The sequence below is a fragment of the Desulfogranum aggregans genome (genome assembly GCF_055398265.1).
Genome location: NZ_AP042447.1, coordinates 3,916,387 through 3,932,925, shown reverse-complemented (window position 1 = coordinate 3,932,925; position 16,539 = coordinate 3,916,387). Strand labels below are relative to the sequence as shown.

The following is a 16,539-nucleotide window of genomic DNA, read 5'->3' as shown; positions in this document are numbered from 1 at the left end:
GGGCAGTCCAGCCCTTTTCCCCCTCCTACAATAAGGCTCACCAGCTGCTCACGCAACCCGCTTGCCAGAGCTTACCTGCACAGGAAAAAGATATTATCAACAAAATCTAATATTTTTCAAACAAGGCGCTGGTAGAAAGAAATACACAATCCAGTCACTCTCTCCACTCACCTGCCGAACGGGAGCAATCGAAGATGATGAACCGACAAGAAAAAATGGGCGTAATGGAGGCGGATAACGCCTCCCTCTCCCATCAAGCCACACAGAAATCACACACCGCTTTACAGAAAAGACAACCACCCGCGAGTCACCCGTTACCTGACCCTGACCGACCGACCCCGACCCTCATCCCCGGAGCGCCATGGATCAGGCCTGTTTTTCCGGTCAATGTATGGTATTGACCAGAAGCAATGACAGCGTGCGTAGAGTTACGCATGAACCGATGGCACAGTAAATTCACCTGGTGACACAGTGGGAGGTGGGGAAGAAGGACGGCCAGAAAGCAATAGCCTTCCCTTTCCAGAAGTTATCTGCTCCACAGAAATATTTAACGTTCCGTGTCTCGGAGCAGGCCAAGCAGGTTGTCCACCACCTCCAGGCGGCGAAACATCGGTCGTTTCTTGACCTGGTGCTCCTGCATTCTGCTTAGGATATCACGCAGGCTGCAGACGGTATCAACGATATTAGGGCCTTTATTGAGCATAACGCATTCCGCACGCGCCCCCATGGCGGCATCGGTTATTTCCGCTCTGCTGGGCAGGCCTTTCTTGGCCAATCCCTCCAGTACCTGGGTTGCCCAGATAACCGGCATGTGGGCAGCTTCACACATCCACAGGATCTCTTCCTGTAGTTCAGCCATCCTTTCCCATCCGCATTCAACCGCCAGATCGCCCCGGGCGATCATCACCCCGGACGGTGCATCACGCTGCATTGCCGTAAGGAGCAGCATGGGCAACTGTTCAAACGCCTGACGATTTTCAATTTTAAGGACCACCCCCAAGCCCTGCCCCTGTACACGCTCAAGCGCATCGTAAAGGTTTTCCAGATCCATCGGCCGCCGCACAAATGAATAATTGACCATATCGGCATGCCTGGTGATGAAGGCGAGATCCTGTCGATCCTTGGCAGTAAGTGCGGGCAGCTGCAGGTCCGTATCCGGCAGGTTAATGCCTTTATCCGCACGCAGTTTGGTCCCCTGTTGCTTGGCATGGGCAATCTCAACCACCAGGCGATGCCTTCCTGCACTCACCACTGTGCCTCCGATCTTGCCATCATTAAAAAGAATGCGTTGTCCTTGGCGTACATCCGGGAAAATCTCGGGGAGGGTGCATCCTATAGTAGCATGATGCAGCAATTTGCCGTGGGCATCATAACTGGCCGGGCACCCCGGGGTTTCCGGGCCGGTGAGAATAAGTCGGTCACCTTTACGCAGGACGAGAAAGGGCTCTTTTGATGCTATCTCCCCGAATCTGTGCGAGGCATCAGATGAACAGGCTCTCTCATGGCCGTCAACTGGAGAGAGCACGGTATCAGGGGTCACATAGGTTGTCTGCCGTGATTCGGCCCACAGCCCGAATTCGGTTCGCCGGGTTATGGTAATTTTTCGCTGACGTCCTCCAGCATCGGCAAAGTACAGCACATCTCCGGGACCTACCTGATGCCATGTTTCACCTGCTGCCTGCAGCACAGCGTCGGCCGGCCCCTGGTTGGGCATTCCGGTACTATCGGGCTGTCCTGCAAAACTAATCCAGATACGAGCTGGCTCGGTGACGCGACCATATGCATCTCGATGGGGATGCCACCGTACGACCCTTGGCCCCGGCTTCATCTGCCCGGTACGAATTTTGGGCCCTCCCAGGTCCATGGCCACCCTGCATTCTCGACCCAGATCCGCTGTTGCCCGGTGGAGATGATCGATCATGCTGCCCCAGGCGGCCTCGTCATCATGGGCACAATTTATTCGCATAGCGCCCATCCCGGCCGCGACAAGGTCACGAACAAGGGTGTAGTCCTCTGCCGCTGCCGAAGGCATGGTTACCATGATCACTGGTCCGGAATATCCGGTCTGGCCACCCAGCAACTGTCTGGTATTCTGCTCCATCAGTCTTCTGCCGCTGCTGAGCGAAACAGGCTTCTGGGCCCGGGTGAGCAGGTCTACCTCCTTTCCCGCCACCTGCTGAAGCACGGAGAGTACACTCTCCACACTGGAAATAACGTGCGATTCGCAGCGTCCCAAAGAAGAGAGTCCGCGACCTACAAGCTCGAGTTGCAGTGTTCGGATGTCGCGGCAACGCAGAGCGATATAGTGGAGTAAGTTTCTGGCGCTTGCTTTTCTGACAGAGGGGATATGGTGCAGGTGGTCGGCAAAGTCCGCCTCAAGCTGCAGCATGGCGCTGCGAATCTGGTGCAGTTGAGCAATGAGCGTATCGACCTCATCGCTCTGCCACCCCTGTTGCCCGGCAAGACCTTGTGGCTGCCTGCCAGGAAAGGAAAAATCTTTAGTAGACATGGGCAATAACTCCGGCATGCGTTCAGATTTATGCCTGAAAGGCGTAGCACCCATTTGCACAGTATGCGGCGACAAAGCTGCCGTCAACCAGGAGGCTATCGAATTCTTCCCGATATGCCGCCCGCGCTTTGGCCCTCTCTCCCAGTGATATATCCGCTAGCGTAGCTTGACCGAGGTTCTTTAGCACACTGTTTAGAATTGATTACAATACGGTTGCATCTCCCCTTTCCCCGAAAAATCGGGTATCCTATTGGTGAAAGTATACAGGTTCTCCAAGCAGGTATCCATCAGGCACGAGGGAACCGAACAGTACGAAACCGGACTCGCACAACTGCGAGTTACCGATCCGGGACTCTGATGGACCACGTCACGCCATCTCTAGGAAAAAAAAGCCTGGCAAAGGCCTTGATACCGACAGTACAGCAATACCCGTCCTGCGCCCTCAGGCAGGAGCAGAGAATATTCTTTGCGATCCTGTTTCATTTCCACATGAGCATTCGCGACGAAGAGTGGTCCCTGCTGGCGGACCTCTTTACCCATTGGTAACTGGTGACAGCTCCTCTGGCATTGCAGACAATGGAATACCTCCACTAAAGGGAAAGTGCTCACTCAACGACAGCGAGAGGTCTCCCTTCTTCTGCCAATGGCCTACGGCTGTGACATGCACCCCAAGTGGAGTGAATAAAGAGACCTCATCAAGCCGCCCTGGGCCTTTCCGTTTTTTGCATGTCACTGATTGAAAGATAAACATAACCAAGGGGCGGATTGCCCCTATTCTCCACCCCATCCCAACAGATATGATGCGCGTTTTTATTATTGAATGTCCCAATCCCATAGACCTGCTCCAGGGAAGAAACGAAGGGAAGAGTCTAGAACAGATCTGCAGGCTCGTTGGCCATGAAGTCATCAGCTTTCAGCCAAAATCAAAAAAAGACCTTGCGACCGTCTGCCGGTATATCTCGAGCATCGATCGGGAACACGACGGGTCGGATAATCCGGACCTGCCCATCTGTATCCATATTTCCAGCCATGGTGAAGAGGACGGTCTGTGGTTTGGGCAAGACTTGACCAGCTGGAACGAACTCCTGGACGCACTTGAGCCTATCTGCACCAAAAAATCGATTTATAAAGGAGAAAAGCTGCTGATTATTTCGGCCTGTGAGGCAAAGGAACAGCGCTTAACGGAAAAATTTCAGAAACGAAAAAAGCTGAACAAGGGGTTTCAGCCGCCAAAGCACCTGTTTGTTACGGCCTCTGAAGAGGTATACTGGAAGGATGCGGTGGTTGCCTGGGCCCTCTTCTACAACAAAATCCCCAACACCAACCTCTCGAAAAAGAAAAAAATCCTCAGCGTGTTGAACCTGATCGAGAATGCGGAACTCGGCACTATCCATTATTACCGCTGGTCAGCAAAAAAGGAGCGGTATACCTGCTATTGCGCTACGGGGAAGATTGCTGAGGACTGAACGCACTGCGCTGCAGTCCCACTATAGATCGGAAATAAACAGGGGCTCCCGCATTTAGCGGCAGCCCCATATAGCTCCTACGAAGGAGCGATTATTTCTTCTTCGCTTTTTTCCCTTTTTTTACAGCTTTCTTTTTGCCTTTCTTCAGGTCTTTCTTCTTGCTTTTTTTCAGATCCTTCTTTTTACCTTTCTTCAGCTCTTTCTTTTTCGCTTTTTTCTTATCCAGCTTTTTTTTCTTGTCTTTTGCCATGGTTTCCTCCATTCTCAGATTTTATCTGGCAGCCTCATCAAAAGACCATTAATATAACCCATGGTTATATTTTATACCCACCCTTTACCAAGGCCTGAGACCGGCGTCAAATTATTTTTATGGCTTTTAACCATATTTTATTACTTAACACCGCTACAGGTTCTAACCACTACCCGACCCATAGAGCTCGAACAGGTTTTGCCGATGACTTTCATAGAATTCAAAAAAATGTTGCTGGACGCGGAAATCACCCTTCCCAAATTCTGCAAACTCATCAAGGTGAGTGACAAAAATATCCAATCGTACAAGAAGAAAGGCGACATACCCAACACCATCGCCGTCATTGCCACATGTTTTGCCGAAATGCACAAAAACCAAATGGACTATCACTCGCTCATTGACTCGCTCGGTCTGAAAAAACAGACCAAAAAAGGTGGGTTCAAGAAAAAAAATGCAGATGTACACCCGCCAAAGGCTGCAGAGTCCGGCACCCTGGCTGATGACAGCGAGAAAAAAGGGTAGCTTCCCTGGACGAAACCCGGGAAACGAGAGTGATGTCGACACAGCACCCTCGGTGCCATACTGCAGGCCAGGGCAGTGCAACAATATCTGGGGCATTGCCCATCGCTCATGCTCCCGTACTGGACACATTACACAATTTCCCCTCCAAAAACGTTTCTGCCCGCTCATGACACCCACTGTCTGGTAGTGCGCCGGACAACCTTTCCCGCTCCCTCTCTCTCACCAACGAAAACAGCTTGCCAATTACGACCATGTGCAATAACGTTGCACTAATTTTAGCTGCGGTTACAATGGAATGCGCTGTGGTCAATTATCTCCTCCACGCACATCAGGCACCCTTCGCTGACAGACCCTTCGGACGAATATCAACCGAGCTTCCCGTCTCCAGCACGGAGGCAAGGAGAAAGCCGGCTTTTCAGTAAATATTACCGACACGGTCTTTGCTCGTGCACTGTATCGTTTCCGGCATACAGTTTACCTTATTCGAATTTTCCATGGACGCTCCCCTGATCGAAATAGAGCACATGTGCTACACCCGCAACGGCCGTGATACCTTGCACGATATCAACCTCACGGTTCGACGCGGCGACTTCATAGCAATTATCGGCCCAAACGGCGGCGGAAAAACCACCCTGTTGAAGCTTATGCTTGGCCTGCTCCCCCCCTCGCGAGGTACGATTCGGGTTAACGGTTTTGACCCGGGTAAACACCGTGCCAGCATTGGTTACGTACCGCAACACGTTAATAACAATCTCAGTTTTCCGGCAACCGCTCTGGATGTGGTCCAGATGGGGTTACCGCGAGGACAGGCTCGTTTTCGCTTCAACAACAAAAAAAAGAATCGACAGGCAGCACAGCAAGCCCTGGAAAAATTAGGGGTAAGTAATTTGGCTCCCAGGAAAATCGCCTCGCTCTCCGGTGGGGAAAGACAACGGATCCTTATCGCCCGCGCGCTGGTATCTCGACCGGAGCTACTGATTCTTGATGAACCGACGGCTTCCATCGACACCAAGGGCCAAACGGAATTTTATGAACTCCTGCAGGTGCTCAACAAGGAGGTAACCATCATCATGGTGAGCCATGACATCATGATCGTTTCCTCGTATGCCAAATCGATTATCTGTCTGAATCGGAGAATGCACTACCATCAGGCCTTCCATTCTTCCGGGGACCTGCTTGAGGCCTTTTACTCCTGCTCGGTTGAGGAAACCTGCCCGGTTAGCCTGGTTGCCCAACAGACTCACCGTCACGATAAACGGAGTACCCCTCATGCTTGATGCGCTGCAGTTTGAGTTTATGCGAAATGCCCTGGCAGCCGGATTACTCGCCAGTGTCATTTGCGGGGTCATCGGCACATTGATCGTGGTCAACCGCCTGGTCTTTCTTTCCGGCGGTATTGCCCACAGTGCCTACGGCGGGATCGGCCTTTCCGCGTTCCTGGGTTTGCCCTACATGGCAGGAGCGACTTCTTTTGCCATGTTCTCAGGGTTGCTTATGGCCGTTGTCACCATGAAAGCCAAACAGCGGGCCGATACCATTATCGGCGTAATGTGGGCTGTGGGAATGGCCACTGGCATCATCATGCTGGATCTGACTCCGGGGTATAATGTCGACCTGATGAGCTATCTCTTCGGTTCCATTCTCAGCGTACCCGGCTCTGACCTGGTCATTATGTCCCTGCTTGCATGTACCATCCTGTTTATGGTGATCTATTTTTACCGTGATCTGCTGGTCATGTCCTATGATGAGGAATATGCCTCCGTGCAAGGGGTACCGGTCAAACCCCTCTATTTCCTGCTCATCGGCATGGTTTCACTGGCAGTGGTGATGATCGTCCAGGTTGTCGGCCTGATCCTTGTCATCGCCCTGCTGACCATCCCCCCCTATATTTCGGAAAAATATACCACCTCCCTGGCGCAGATGATGGTCTTGTCCACGCTCCTTGGAGCCATCTTTATCACCACCGGACTCTGGTGTTCCTACACCTATGACCTCACTTCAGGTGCCGTAATCATCATGGTTTCCGGCAGCGGGTTCCTTTGCTCCCTGCTGGTCGACCGTCTTATTGCTGCTAAACATCGATTTGTCTGGCGCAGGTCCCACCGCAGCCTTTAACCCCTACCCGCTCACGTGTTCCGCACGGGCTTAAGCTGCTGGCACCTCCCGGTTGCAGGGGTTTTTCCTTGCCCGAGCACAAAAACAGCCAAAAAAATCGCCTCTGAGCGCAATGGCGGGTGTTTCTACCAAAAAGAATGGTTATAATGATAGATTGCTCGAAAAAATGCGTGAAAACACGGAGAGCAAGTGGAGGAGTGAACCGCCTGGTCGAGGTCTTACACCCGACCCCTTTTCACTTCCCTGCCCAATCCTCAGCCCCGGCAGTGTTACTCTTTTCCTAATGAACGCGAGGACAGAATGACAGGAAAAAAGAAGATGTTAGAAGCCCTCAAGACAAAGGGCGTTAAATATATATTCGGCTATACCGGTGGCGCGATCATGCCGCTCTTTGACGAGATGGACAAGCTCGGTGATTTTCGGTTCATCATGTCACGCCATGAACAGGGGGCCGCTTTTATGGCTCAGGGCCTCTCCAGGGCTTCTCTCTCCACTGATAGCCCGCAGATTGGAGTGTGCATGGCCACCTCAGGACCGGGAGCCATGAACCTCACTACCGGCATCGCCGATGCCTACATGGATTCCATCCCGGTGATTGCTGTTACCGGTCAGGTAGCGACCGGCGTCATTGCCACTGATGCCTTTCAGGAAAGTGACGTGGTCGGAGTGATGATGCCCATCTGTAAACAGACCTACATGCCCCTGAATGCCGAGGATGTGGAACCTACAGTCCATGAGGCTTTTTATGTGGCAGCCACCGGACGCACTGGTCCGGTGCTGATTGATATCCCAAAAGACGTGCAGGATCAGCAGGTGGGAGAGGACTATCATTTCGATGCCACGGCCTTTCATCCCGATCTGCCGGGCTTCGATTACCATCCCCTGCCTGAGCGGGAAGCCATGGAGCGGGCAATGAAACTCATCAACCGCAGCGAACGCCCAGTGCTCTTCTGCGGTCACGGGGTTATCAGCAGCAACGCCGGAAAACTGCTCCAGCAATTTGCTGAAAAGGTCAATATTCCCATTGCGTTTACCTTTCATGGCCTGTCAGCAGTACCTGCTGACCATCCTTTAAGCCTGGGCATGATGGGCATGCATGGGACGGTGGAAGCCAACCGCGCCATCATGGAGTCAGACCTGCTGATCAGTCTCGGCATGCGCTTTGACGATCGGGTCACCGGCAAGCTCAATGAATATGCACAGAACGCCGATGTCATCCATGTGGATATCGACTCCTCGGAAATCGACAAAAACGTCCCAACCACCGTGGCTATCAATGCCGATGTTTTCCCCACCCTGAAAGTACTCATCGGAGACCCGATGCTGACCTACAAGCCCAGAAAGCGGTGGTTTGGGAAAATTGCCGCTTACCGGCAAATCATGGCCGAAGACCTGCAGCAGGAAATCGAAAGCTGTGTGGGTGACTCCGGAAAGCTCCTGATGAAATCCATTGTTCACCAGCTTTCCGAGTTGACCGAGGGCAAGGATATCATCGTTCCGGATGTGGGCCAGCACCAGATGATGACCGCCCGATTTTACAATTACCAGACCAGGAACAGCTGGTTTGCCTCAGGCGGCGCCGGTACCATGGGCTGCTCTTTGCCCATGGCCATTGGGGTCAAATTGGCGCGACCCAACGAGCGGGTGTGGTCCATCAGCGGTGATGGCGGTTTCCAGATGAACTTGCAGGAACTGGGAACGATCATGGAACAACAAATCGACCTGAAGATCCTTCTGTTCAATAACGGCTACCTGGGTATGGTTCGGCAATGGCAGACCCTGTTTTATGACGGTCGCTATGCCGGTACGCCCATGCACAGCCCCGACTTTGGCTGTATCGTCCAGGGGTACGGCATCCCCTACGTGAAGGTCGAACAGCCCGAGGACATTGAACCGGCTCTCCAGCAGGCCATTGACCACCGTGGAGCGATAATGATCGAGTTCGTCTGCGACCCGGCAGAGGTCATCCTGCCGATGATTCCCTCGGGCGGAGGGTTTGAGGATATGATCACCCAGCACCCCAAAAAAGCAGTATCTCCCGCCAACGAAAACCCAGGAGAAGAATCATGATCCGACGTGCCATACTTGCCTTCATGCTGGACCGGCCGGGAGTGCTCAACAAGGTCTCCATGTTGATCCGCAAAAAAATGTACAATGTGGACACTCTCACCGTGTGCAGTTCACGGGTCCCTGGTATCAGCCGGATGACCATTACCCTCAGAGAAAACGACCAGGCCAAAGTACATCAGATCATCAAGCAACTGCAGAAGTTCACCGAAGTCATCTCGGCAAAGGAGCTGGATACCGACCACAGCTACTGGCGTGAAGTGGCTATCGTCAAGCTGGAGGTCGACGGCCAGCACCTGGAGAGTTTTCACGGTCGGTATAATTTTGAAGTGCTCGAAAAGAAAAGCGAAGACACCCACATCCTGCAGGTCGCCGGTTCAACCCGTCAAATCGACTCCTTTCTCGACGAGGTCGGCAGGGAATTTATCATCGAAATAGCCCGCACCGGGGTTACGGCCATGGAAAAATAGCAGGCTTTCCCAGCGAGAGCGCTTTTTTCCACCCTCTCTTCAGGCAAGCAATACCTGCGGCAGTGCCTCTGGTGGGCAAAGAACTGCAACCTGGTTTTTCTGGTATCGCACACCCGGCGGCAGAGCGGTTTCTCGACTAAAGCTGCCGCTGTTTTTTCTTGTTCATTAACCAGTTGATCGCGTCGGCAGGATCCGGTTCTACCTTATCCACTGTCCTGGCTCCATGAGCAACCCGCTTTTTCGCCGCCGCAGGCTGCTTGTCGCGGACCTCGCGTGTGCGTTGCAAGTCACCACCAAAGGAGCCACCAGCAAGAAACCTGCTCAGGGCTAATGAACGCGGGAAGGTTGCCGCCTCCCGCCTCACAGCATTCTTCTGTTTTTCCGGTTGCGGGTAGAGTGGTCCTGCCATCGGAGTTTCAGGTTCTTCAGCACCAGGAAAATTATCCTCCTGCAGCAGACTGCCGGCAGCCTCTTCCAGGTGTACTTGAATCTGCTCCCGAAGCTGTGGGAGCACCAAATTTTCTCCAGGCAGGGCAACTTTTTGCGTGACCACTGATTCCGAGAGTAAGTCGATTTGCTCCTGCGCCTGCAGATCAACAGATGCATGACGGCCGCCTTCTTGTTCAGCCCCTCTGTGATCAGTTTGCGGCAAAACGGTACCTGCTGTTCTTGCCAGCTGCGCCAGGTTGAAAGGACGGAGGCGTTCCCCCGCTGGCTGTCCTGATTGGTATTGGACAGTGGAAACAACAGCGGGGAGACCGCTTTCCACCCTATCCGCGACCTCCATTCCCGCTCCTGCCGATACCACCTCCCCATGGAAGAGCAATAGGCGAGCATAGTAGAAATACGTAACACTTGCCAAGACGAGACACACCAGCAGTCCCCCCACTAAAAGGACCGATCGCCCCAAGAATGGCGCCTGCTGATTATACCTCCCCGCCTCACGAGCTTGTGACTTCTCTTTGGCAAACACCTCTAGTGCCGAGATTCTCTCGCGATCGGGAATGGCTCCTCCTTTCTGCTGGTCACAGTGGACGGACAGATCACTGCCACTGGTGATGGCAGGAGCCGGCATGGGCTCTCGTTGCGCTCCCTGCACATTGGCCCGGTCGTGTACTCCGTACTGCAGCCGTTCAGCAGTGGCGTGAACGAGGGCGGCATCCACCGTTTGTGCACCGAGGAGGCTCCCGCTATACAACGCCATATCACAGAGGGAATTAATCTGCATGGGGTAGCCTCGAGAGTGGTGCTGAACCACCTCGATCGCCTCATCCTGAAAAATTTTCCGTGTTGCACCGGCAACTGAAAGCCTATGGGCGATGTAACCGGCTGTTTCTGCTGTTGTAAACGGTGCTACATGATGCAGCACCATATCATGGCGGGCAAAAAAAGAGCGGAGATGAGGGTTCAGACGCTCCGCCCTGTCCAACTGACCCACCAGGCAGACGGAAAGTCTTTCCCGTTCCGGTCCATGGAGGGTTATGATCGCTTCTATTTCTGCAACGAGTTGGGGAGAAAGCTCTTGAGCTTCATCGACAACCAGAAGAACGTGCTGCCGGGCGCTACGCCTGCGAAGCAGCTCCCGCAGCTGGGCAAAAAATGGCTGACGGTCGGTGATGGTCTTCGACAGTCCCAGGGCATGAGCTGTGATGGCATAGAACTCCTGGACGGACAGTCGGGAATCGGAGAGCATGGCCACCAGCACAGAAGGATCGAGCGCCGCCACCACTGTATTGACCAGGCAGGTCTTGCCGCACCCTGGCTCACCGGTTATGAGGTTGATCCTGGAGTGGTGCTCAAAATCAGTTTTCAACACGCTAAACAGTGTATGCAGCTGTGCATTGCGCCAAAAAAATTCAGCATCCACCCCATACTGAAAGGGAGCCTTGTTCAGCCCATACCATTGCAGATACATGTCAGCCACTGCCTGTTAAGTGTTTTCCCGTTCAGGTCATCCGCTTGTTCCTCAAACCTCCTGCATTCGCTGGCAACCATGCACTTCCCCCGGGGTATACTCTCCGGCGAGTCTACTCCTGCAACACCTCCTTAATCGCCTCCAGCACAGGATTAAAGCGTTCCGCACGCTCGGCGTGATGCAGACCAGCCAACCTGTTGCTGACACAGTCATACTGTTCCCAGCCTTTCAGCGGGACATCCAGATCCACAGCCTTCCACTTGGGATGACCATTTTCCCGCAGCCATTCCAGATTTTCATAAATATACCGGCCTACCTTTCCCACGTTTTCACAATTCCGGTTACGAAAATTATACGATACCAGAACAGCTTTCACCGCCATAGTCGAGACCAGATCACTCTGCCAGCTGTAGGTCCCGGCGGGAATCTCCACTGCAGGATAGAATTCGCCTATGGCTGCATTGCGAATCGGGAGCAAAGCGAGACCATCACCTTCGCCTATTTGCTCGGCAAATAATTTGACCGGATACCCGGCTACATAGAACATGGCATCAATCCGCCCGGCTTTCAGTTCAGCAAGTGCCTGGTCAGTGCCGACGGTCACCATCTGCTCCGGGGTAACTCCTGAAAGTTCAAACAGCAGACGGGCGGTCAGATAGGTGCCGCTTCCTTCCTTGCCAATGGCGACCTTTTGTCCTTCCAGCCCGTCAAATGCACCGAGCTCTTCCCGACCGACAAGATGGATCTCTTCATTGTACAACGGAAAAACCAACTTTATCTTCCTGGCGATCTGCTTGAGGACCGAATCCGTTTCCATGCGTGAAACAAACGCCAATACATCGGCCTGGACGATACCCAGTTGCGTGCGGGGTCGTTTAAAAACAGCGTAGACATTTTCCACGGAGCCGCTGGAGGGTGCGACCTGCAGTCGAATCCCCTTGTCCTGGACAAGCTCGGCAATATTCAAACCAAACTGATAATAGGTGCCGCTGGAACCGCCAGTGACCATACCCATGGGAATTGGAGCAGCGGCATTACAGAATGAAACGGTGAAAAAAAAGAAACTCAGAGTCAACAGAGCCTTCCTGCAGGCGAGTTGCATGGCATGCCTCCTTAGAAGTGTACAGTTAAAGGTCCCACCCGACGCCATTGCAGCGAACGCAAAGAATTTGCGGCCGAAGTATTCTCATTTACCATGCCGAACCCTGTGGTTTCTGTCAAGTCAATCCACTGCACAAAAAATATGGGAATACCTACAGATATGTAGAAAAACAACAGGCTGCTGTATTGACAGAGGATAAGGTTTGCTGACTTTGCTGACCACTGTGCACTGGCAGACACAAAGCCCCTGTCAGGCTGGCATGCATTCCAGTTCTTTAATTTTTTCCCCTCAACAAAACCACGGACAAATACGGTCTCTTGACGCTCCACTTCCAATTGCATGGCAAGTTCAGGGGCCTGCCGGCTCGCCAGCAGGGACAGGATAGACACTGGTATCAAGCTGAGATCCCACTCAATCCAGGCCACCAGCCATGGTGAAAGCTTGAGCAGTTTCCCCATGCGCTGCGACCATCTCTACTATGACACGCTGCATGCCCTCATTGCTCTCCGCGGCACGATCAACCTTTATTTCTTTCTCCGTCATGGGTTTGCCTCCACTCTTTGCAATAAACAATATACTGTACGTTATGGACAGGAGGATCACCTCGATCAATGCAACAGCATAAACGCCACTTGCCCCTCTCTTGTCTGCAACCGACATGCCACCTTCCCTGTGGCATGCAGCCATAAAAAGAAAAACAATTTCAAAGCGTTAAAAAATGCCTATTTTTTCATACTGCTCCTCCCTCCATACGCTGGTGGATATGCACCAGCAGCTGGTGGTGCATATCCACCAGCGTATCGCTCTCCCTTTTTCTCCGAGAAGTCAAATCCTCCCTGTACCAGTGTCTTACGGCTCATCGGCTGCACCTTGCCAATTGACGAGCCACCCATTGGTGAGTAGGATGAACAGTAGTCAGCCATAGAATTCCTGTTGCAGATTCCTTGCACTACCGCAGCACCTCGATGCATTCCCTGCAGTCGTCTCTCCACCTGAACAAGAGGAAAAACGATGAAGACCAGCCTTGTAGAAATACTCATCTGTCCCCGGTGCCTGCCCCGTGAAGTTCCTCTTGCCGCTGATATCCAACAGGTAACTGACGAGGATATTGACCGCGGCACCCTGGTTTGCCCCCATTGCAGGGCTGCCTTTCCCATAAAGGATGGCATCGCCTACCTGGATCCCCTGCAGGACGACCTTGACCCGGCGAAAAATAAGTATGAGCAGGAACAAGTTGTTTCCGCCTACCTGTGGAGCCATTACGGCGACCTGTTCGACCCGGAACACGCCTCAGACGCCTACAAGGCCTGGGCAGACCTCATTATGCCGGTCAGGGGCATGGCTATGGATGCCGGCGGAGCGGTTGGCCGTTTCACGTTTGAGATGAGTTGCAAATGCGACTTTGCCGTGGGTGTGGATAATTCCGTTGCTTTTATTCGCGCCGCCCGTTCCCTCATGCGAAATCGACAGATAACCTTCCACCTGAAAGATGAAGGCACGCTGACCAGGGAGGCCAGTTTCGCCCTCCCGGAGTGCTGGGAGAGCAGCAAGGTGGAGTTTATCGTCGGTAATGCGCTGGCATTGCCTTTCTGCCGGGACAGTATGGCAACCTTTGCCTCGCTGAACCTAGTCGACAAAGTCCCCTCTCCCCTGCAGCATCTTCAGGAAATGGATAGGGTCGTGCGACAACGGCAGGCACAATGCTTACTCTCTGACCCGTTTTCCTGGTCAGAGGAAACCGCACCACCGGAACAGTGGCTGGGCGGGACTACACAGGGAAGATTTGCCGGTAAAGGGCGGGGAAATATTATCAGCCTGCTGACGGAGGAGAATGGGGACCTTTGCCAAAGATGGCAGCTAGAGGCCACAGGCAAGACATGGTGGAAGATACGAAACCATACCAACCATTACGAACTCATTCAAAGCTGTTATCTTACTGCCACTCGATAGGAGAAAAGTCATAGGAATACAGCCACGGCCTGTTGCCTGTCCTCCTGTTGCTGTCCGCAACAACCCATTATGCTGATAAAAGCAAAGATTGCCCCTTTCGGGGAACCATGGCCTGGCGGCAAACACATTTTCAGCCTTGTCAGCAAACCGGGTCGTGGATTTGTTTCCCTGTCAGTTTCCATGTTGCCTGGGATGGGGGCGAGCGGATGCCCTGGCCGACCTCAACCTGCTCCCCGGGGACAGGCAGCGCAATCGGCCTACCGGCACCTGACCAGCCACAGCTCCATCTGTTCGGTTGCGCAAATTGCTGCCCCGCCTGCAGACAGTTCCCCCGGACCCGGTTGTTTCAGGCCCATAAACGGTGTACGCCCGATCGCTTTTCACTGGAAAAGCGGTCCATGTGCCAGGACCATCCATCACCGCGCAGCTGGCAGCATCGGGTTACAGTTTTTAATGGTTACCTTGCCCTGCAGCAGATTGCCCTTGGAGTACTCGGTAAAGTAGCAGGAATTGGTTGCCGGATCGTAATTTTCAATCCACAGGTTGTCTTCCTTCCAGGTTGCCCCCAGGTGGAGCTGCCCCTGGGGAACACTGATGGACATAACTCCTCCGTATCGTTTGACAAAAACCTGCTGGAGCCGAAAATAGTAGGTCCCCCACGCAACGATCAGGACAATGAGCGCCAGGACACCACCCACCTTCCAGTTCTTTCCCACCACGGTAAAACCATAAACAATACCACCAGCCAGCAGGAGAATTCCAGTCCAGTACAAATAAGTAATCATTGCAGCTACCTCTTGTTTTTTCCGTAATAATCATGCGCTCAACAGGGAGGATCTTCGCGGATCGGAGAAATCCCAGTCCCCACAGCGGGTTAAGGTTGCATAATCACCCACCCTTCCATTATTCTAGCCGATACTGTTTGTTCCTCTCCAGCCCCCTTCACTCTTCAGAGGATAGTACCATGTCAGCAGCCTTCCGTTTCAACCGCATGGAACTTGCCGGTTCCCTTGGCGACCTGGGAACGATTCTGCCCCTGGCAGTGGGCATGATAATGATCAATGGCCTGCACCCCACCGGTGTTTTTCTGGGTTTCGGCCTTTTTTACATTTTTTCCGGCCTTTATTTCCAGGTAACCTGTCCAGCCGAGCCGATGAAGGTCATCAGCTCCTATGCCCTGGCAACCGGTATCACTATCGGTCAGATACAGGCATCAAGCCTGTGGATATTTCTCTTCCTGCTCCTCCTCGGAGCAACCGGGATGATCGCGCCACTGGGAGCGATTATTCGTCAACCGGTCATTCGGGGCGTTCAGTTAGCAACTGGATTGATGCTGGTTATGCAGGGAGCGAAACTAATGGCAGGAACATCTCCCATACAGCGATTACAGCACCTGACCGAACCCAATATGGTAATGCAATCCATCGGCCCCCTTCCCATGGGATGGCTGATCGGCGGCCTGCTAGGCCTGCTGGCGCTGCTGCTGCTGGATAATCGACGCATACCGGCAGCGCTGTGCGTTGTCGGGACCGGCCTTCTGCTCGGCCTTATCCTGGGGAAACCGGATACCCTCCATCAGATTCGCCCCAGCCTTGCTTTTCCCAGTCTGCTGCCCTATGGTCTTCCCAGTCTTGATGAACTGAGCTTTGCACTCGTGGTGCTCGTCGTCCCCCAGCTGCCCATGACCGTAGGTAATGCCGTCATCAGCAATGCCGATCTTTCCGCCCGGTATTTTCCGGAAACCGGCAAGCGGGTGACCTACCGCGGCCTCTGCCTCAGCATGGCCTTTGCCAATCTGGGGAGCTTTCTCATTGGCGGCATCCCCATGTGCCATGGCGCCGGCGGCCTTGCTTCCCGCTACCGATTCGGTGCCCGTACCGGCGGCTCCAACCTGATCATCGGCCTGCTGTTTGTCCTCCTTGTTCTATTGCTGGGCCCAAATACACTTGCCCTGATCAAGCTGCTCCCTCTCTCGGCGCTTGGCGTGCTTCTTGTATTCGCGGGCTTGCAGCTCTCTCTCACCCTTCTGGATATGCAGACCAAAAAGGCGCTGGCTGTACCGATTATGATGACCGGGATCACCCTGGCCTCCAATCTTGCGGTGGCCTTTGCCGTCGGTTTCTGCTTTGATGCCCTGCTCAGGTGGGAAAAAATTAGAGTCTGAACAGGCCGC

Annotated in this window: 17 protein-coding genes; 10 read left to right on the top strand and 7 right to left on the bottom strand. The window is 53.4% G+C overall.

Annotated elements, in window-relative coordinates; genetic code table 11:
* The first annotated feature begins 194 nt into the window (after positions 1–194).
* On the top strand, positions 195–401 hold the full coding sequence (locus ACZ52Z_RS17315) for a hypothetical protein (protein ID WP_464268026.1): 207 nt from the start codon (positions 195–197) through the stop codon (positions 399–401).
* A gap of 146 nt (positions 402–547) precedes the next feature.
* Here ACZ52Z_RS17315 and ACZ52Z_RS17310 read toward each other — a convergent pair whose 3' ends face one another.
* Positions 548–2,509, bottom strand: a complete 1,962-nt coding sequence (locus ACZ52Z_RS17310) for a pyruvate kinase (protein WP_464268025.1) — start codon at positions 2,507–2,509, stop codon at positions 548–550.
* Positions 2,510–2,866: 357 nt separating this feature from the next.
* Here ACZ52Z_RS17310 and ACZ52Z_RS17305 point away from each other — a divergent pair, with 357 nt between their 5' ends.
* Positions 2,867–3,055: a hypothetical protein gene (locus ACZ52Z_RS17305; RefSeq protein WP_464268024.1), complete on the top strand. Its 189-nt coding sequence runs from the start codon at positions 2,867–2,869 to the stop codon at positions 3,053–3,055.
* A 251-nt stretch (positions 3,056–3,306) separates the two neighbouring features.
* Positions 3,307–3,975: a hypothetical protein gene (locus ACZ52Z_RS17300; RefSeq protein WP_464268023.1), complete on the top strand. Its 669-nt coding sequence runs from the start codon at positions 3,307–3,309 to the stop codon at positions 3,973–3,975.
* Between the two features lie 91 nt (positions 3,976–4,066).
* Here the strand turns inward: ACZ52Z_RS17300 and ACZ52Z_RS17295 are convergent, their stop codons facing one another.
* The gene (locus ACZ52Z_RS17295) at positions 4,067–4,225 is read right to left on the bottom strand and encodes a hypothetical protein (RefSeq protein ID WP_464268022.1); all 159 of its coding nucleotides are present in this window, start codon (positions 4,223–4,225) and stop codon (positions 4,067–4,069) included.
* Positions 4,226–4,429: 204 nt separating this feature from the next.
* Between ACZ52Z_RS17295 and ACZ52Z_RS17290 the strand changes: the two genes are divergently transcribed.
* From ACZ52Z_RS17290 to ilvN, 5 genes are all read left to right on the top strand, one after another.
* On the top strand, positions 4,430–4,747 hold the full coding sequence (locus ACZ52Z_RS17290; protein WP_464268021.1) for a hypothetical protein: 318 nt from the start codon (positions 4,430–4,432) through the stop codon (positions 4,745–4,747).
* A gap of 494 nt (positions 4,748–5,241) precedes the next feature.
* Entirely contained in the window at positions 5,242–6,024 is a 783-nt protein-coding gene (locus ACZ52Z_RS17285) for a metal ABC transporter ATP-binding protein (protein WP_464268020.1), read from the top strand.
* The gene (locus tag ACZ52Z_RS17280) at positions 6,017–6,862 is read left to right on the top strand and encodes a metal ABC transporter permease (RefSeq protein WP_464268019.1); all 846 of its coding nucleotides are present in this window, start codon (positions 6,017–6,019) and stop codon (positions 6,860–6,862) included. Before ACZ52Z_RS17285 ends, ACZ52Z_RS17280 begins: the two co-directional genes overlap by 8 nt.
* Before the next feature lie 300 nt (positions 6,863–7,162).
* Positions 7,163–8,932: a biosynthetic-type acetolactate synthase large subunit gene (ilvB, locus tag ACZ52Z_RS17275; RefSeq protein ID WP_464268018.1), complete on the top strand. Its 1,770-nt coding sequence runs from the start codon at positions 7,163–7,165 to the stop codon at positions 8,930–8,932.
* On the top strand, positions 8,929–9,399 hold the full coding sequence (gene ilvN / locus ACZ52Z_RS17270) for an acetolactate synthase small subunit (protein ID WP_464268017.1): 471 nt from the start codon (positions 8,929–8,931) through the stop codon (positions 9,397–9,399). The genes ilvB and ilvN overlap by 4 nt, the downstream gene beginning before the upstream one ends.
* 136 nt (positions 9,400–9,535) lie before the next feature.
* Here the strand turns inward: ilvN and ACZ52Z_RS17265 are convergent, their stop codons facing one another.
* The 4 genes from ACZ52Z_RS17265 to ACZ52Z_RS17250 all read right to left on the bottom strand — a co-directional run bounded on the left by ACZ52Z_RS17265 (position 9,536) and on the right by ACZ52Z_RS17250 (position 13,076).
* Positions 9,536–11,314, bottom strand: coding sequence for an ExeA family protein (locus ACZ52Z_RS17265; RefSeq protein ID WP_464268016.1), 1,779 nt, complete (start codon positions 11,312–11,314; stop codon positions 9,536–9,538).
* A 112-nt stretch (positions 11,315–11,426) separates the two neighbouring features.
* Positions 11,427–12,416 carry a TAXI family TRAP transporter solute-binding subunit gene (locus ACZ52Z_RS17260; protein ID WP_464268015.1) on the bottom strand — a complete coding sequence of 330 codons (990 nt, stop codon included), beginning with the start codon at positions 12,414–12,416 and terminating at the stop codon, positions 11,427–11,429.
* An 11-nt stretch (positions 12,417–12,427) separates the two neighbouring features.
* On the bottom strand, positions 12,428–12,874 hold the full coding sequence (locus ACZ52Z_RS17255) for a hypothetical protein (protein ID WP_464268014.1): 447 nt from the start codon (positions 12,872–12,874) through the stop codon (positions 12,428–12,430).
* Positions 12,828–13,076, bottom strand: coding sequence for a hypothetical protein (locus tag ACZ52Z_RS17250; protein ID WP_464268013.1), 249 nt, complete (start codon positions 13,074–13,076; stop codon positions 12,828–12,830). Before ACZ52Z_RS17250 ends, ACZ52Z_RS17255 begins: the two co-directional genes overlap by 47 nt.
* Positions 13,077–13,427: 351 nt before the next feature.
* On the opposite strand from ACZ52Z_RS17250, the gene ACZ52Z_RS17245 reads away from it, so the two are divergent.
* The gene (locus tag ACZ52Z_RS17245) at positions 13,428–14,366 is read left to right on the top strand and encodes a Trm112 family protein (RefSeq protein WP_464268012.1); all 939 of its coding nucleotides are present in this window, start codon (positions 13,428–13,430) and stop codon (positions 14,364–14,366) included.
* Between the two features lie 416 nt (positions 14,367–14,782).
* Here ACZ52Z_RS17245 and ACZ52Z_RS17240 read toward each other — a convergent pair whose 3' ends face one another.
* Positions 14,783–15,151, bottom strand: coding sequence for a hypothetical protein (locus tag ACZ52Z_RS17240; RefSeq protein ID WP_464268011.1), 369 nt, complete (start codon positions 15,149–15,151; stop codon positions 14,783–14,785).
* Positions 15,152–15,330: 179 nt separating this feature from the next.
* On the opposite strand from ACZ52Z_RS17240, the gene ACZ52Z_RS17235 reads away from it, so the two are divergent.
* On the top strand, positions 15,331–16,530 hold the full coding sequence (locus ACZ52Z_RS17235; protein ID WP_464268010.1) for a putative sulfate/molybdate transporter: 1,200 nt from the start codon (positions 15,331–15,333) through the stop codon (positions 16,528–16,530).
* Positions 16,531–16,539: the final 9 nt, after the last annotated feature.

Bases quoted from the DNA above. Each gene is read 5' to 3' on its own strand.
- ACZ52Z_RS17260 (WP_464268015.1), bottom strand. From the start codon at position 12,416: ATGCAACTCGCCTGCAGGAAGGCTCTGTTGACTCTGAGTTTCTTTTTT.
- ACZ52Z_RS17285 (WP_464268020.1), top strand. From the start codon at position 5,242: ATGGACGCTCCCCTGATCGAAATAGAGCACATGTGCTACACCCGCAAC.
- ACZ52Z_RS17265 (WP_464268016.1), bottom strand. From the start codon at position 11,314: ATGTATCTGCAATGGTATGGGCTGAACAAGGCTCCCTTTCAGTATGGG.
- ACZ52Z_RS17315 (WP_464268026.1), top strand. From the start codon at position 195: ATGATGAACCGACAAGAAAAAATGGGCGTAATGGAGGCGGATAACGCC.
- ACZ52Z_RS17290 (WP_464268021.1), top strand. From the start codon at position 4,430: ATGACTTTCATAGAATTCAAAAAAATGTTGCTGGACGCGGAAATCACC.
- ACZ52Z_RS17305 (WP_464268024.1), top strand. From the start codon at position 2,867: ATGGACCACGTCACGCCATCTCTAGGAAAAAAAAGCCTGGCAAAGGCC.
- ACZ52Z_RS17295 (WP_464268022.1), bottom strand. From the start codon at position 4,225: ATGGCAAAAGACAAGAAAAAAAAGCTGGATAAGAAAAAAGCGAAAAAG.
- ACZ52Z_RS17250 (WP_464268013.1), bottom strand. From the start codon at position 13,076: ATGTCGGTTGCAGACAAGAGAGGGGCAAGTGGCGTTTATGCTGTTGCA.
- ACZ52Z_RS17245 (WP_464268012.1), top strand. From the start codon at position 13,428: ATGAAGACCAGCCTTGTAGAAATACTCATCTGTCCCCGGTGCCTGCCC.
- ACZ52Z_RS17310 (WP_464268025.1), bottom strand. From the start codon at position 2,509: ATGTCTACTAAAGATTTTTCCTTTCCTGGCAGGCAGCCACAAGGTCTT.
- ilvB (WP_464268018.1), top strand. From the start codon at position 7,163: ATGACAGGAAAAAAGAAGATGTTAGAAGCCCTCAAGACAAAGGGCGTT.
- ACZ52Z_RS17300 (WP_464268023.1), top strand. From the start codon at position 3,307: ATGATGCGCGTTTTTATTATTGAATGTCCCAATCCCATAGACCTGCTC.
- ACZ52Z_RS17240 (WP_464268011.1), bottom strand. From the start codon at position 15,151: ATGATTACTTATTTGTACTGGACTGGAATTCTCCTGCTGGCTGGTGGT.
- ACZ52Z_RS17280 (WP_464268019.1), top strand. From the start codon at position 6,017: ATGCTTGATGCGCTGCAGTTTGAGTTTATGCGAAATGCCCTGGCAGCC.
- ilvN (WP_464268017.1), top strand. From the start codon at position 8,929: ATGATCCGACGTGCCATACTTGCCTTCATGCTGGACCGGCCGGGAGTG.
- ACZ52Z_RS17255 (WP_464268014.1), bottom strand. From the start codon at position 12,874: ATGGGGAAACTGCTCAAGCTTTCACCATGGCTGGTGGCCTGGATTGAG.
- ACZ52Z_RS17235 (WP_464268010.1), top strand. From the start codon at position 15,331: ATGTCAGCAGCCTTCCGTTTCAACCGCATGGAACTTGCCGGTTCCCTT.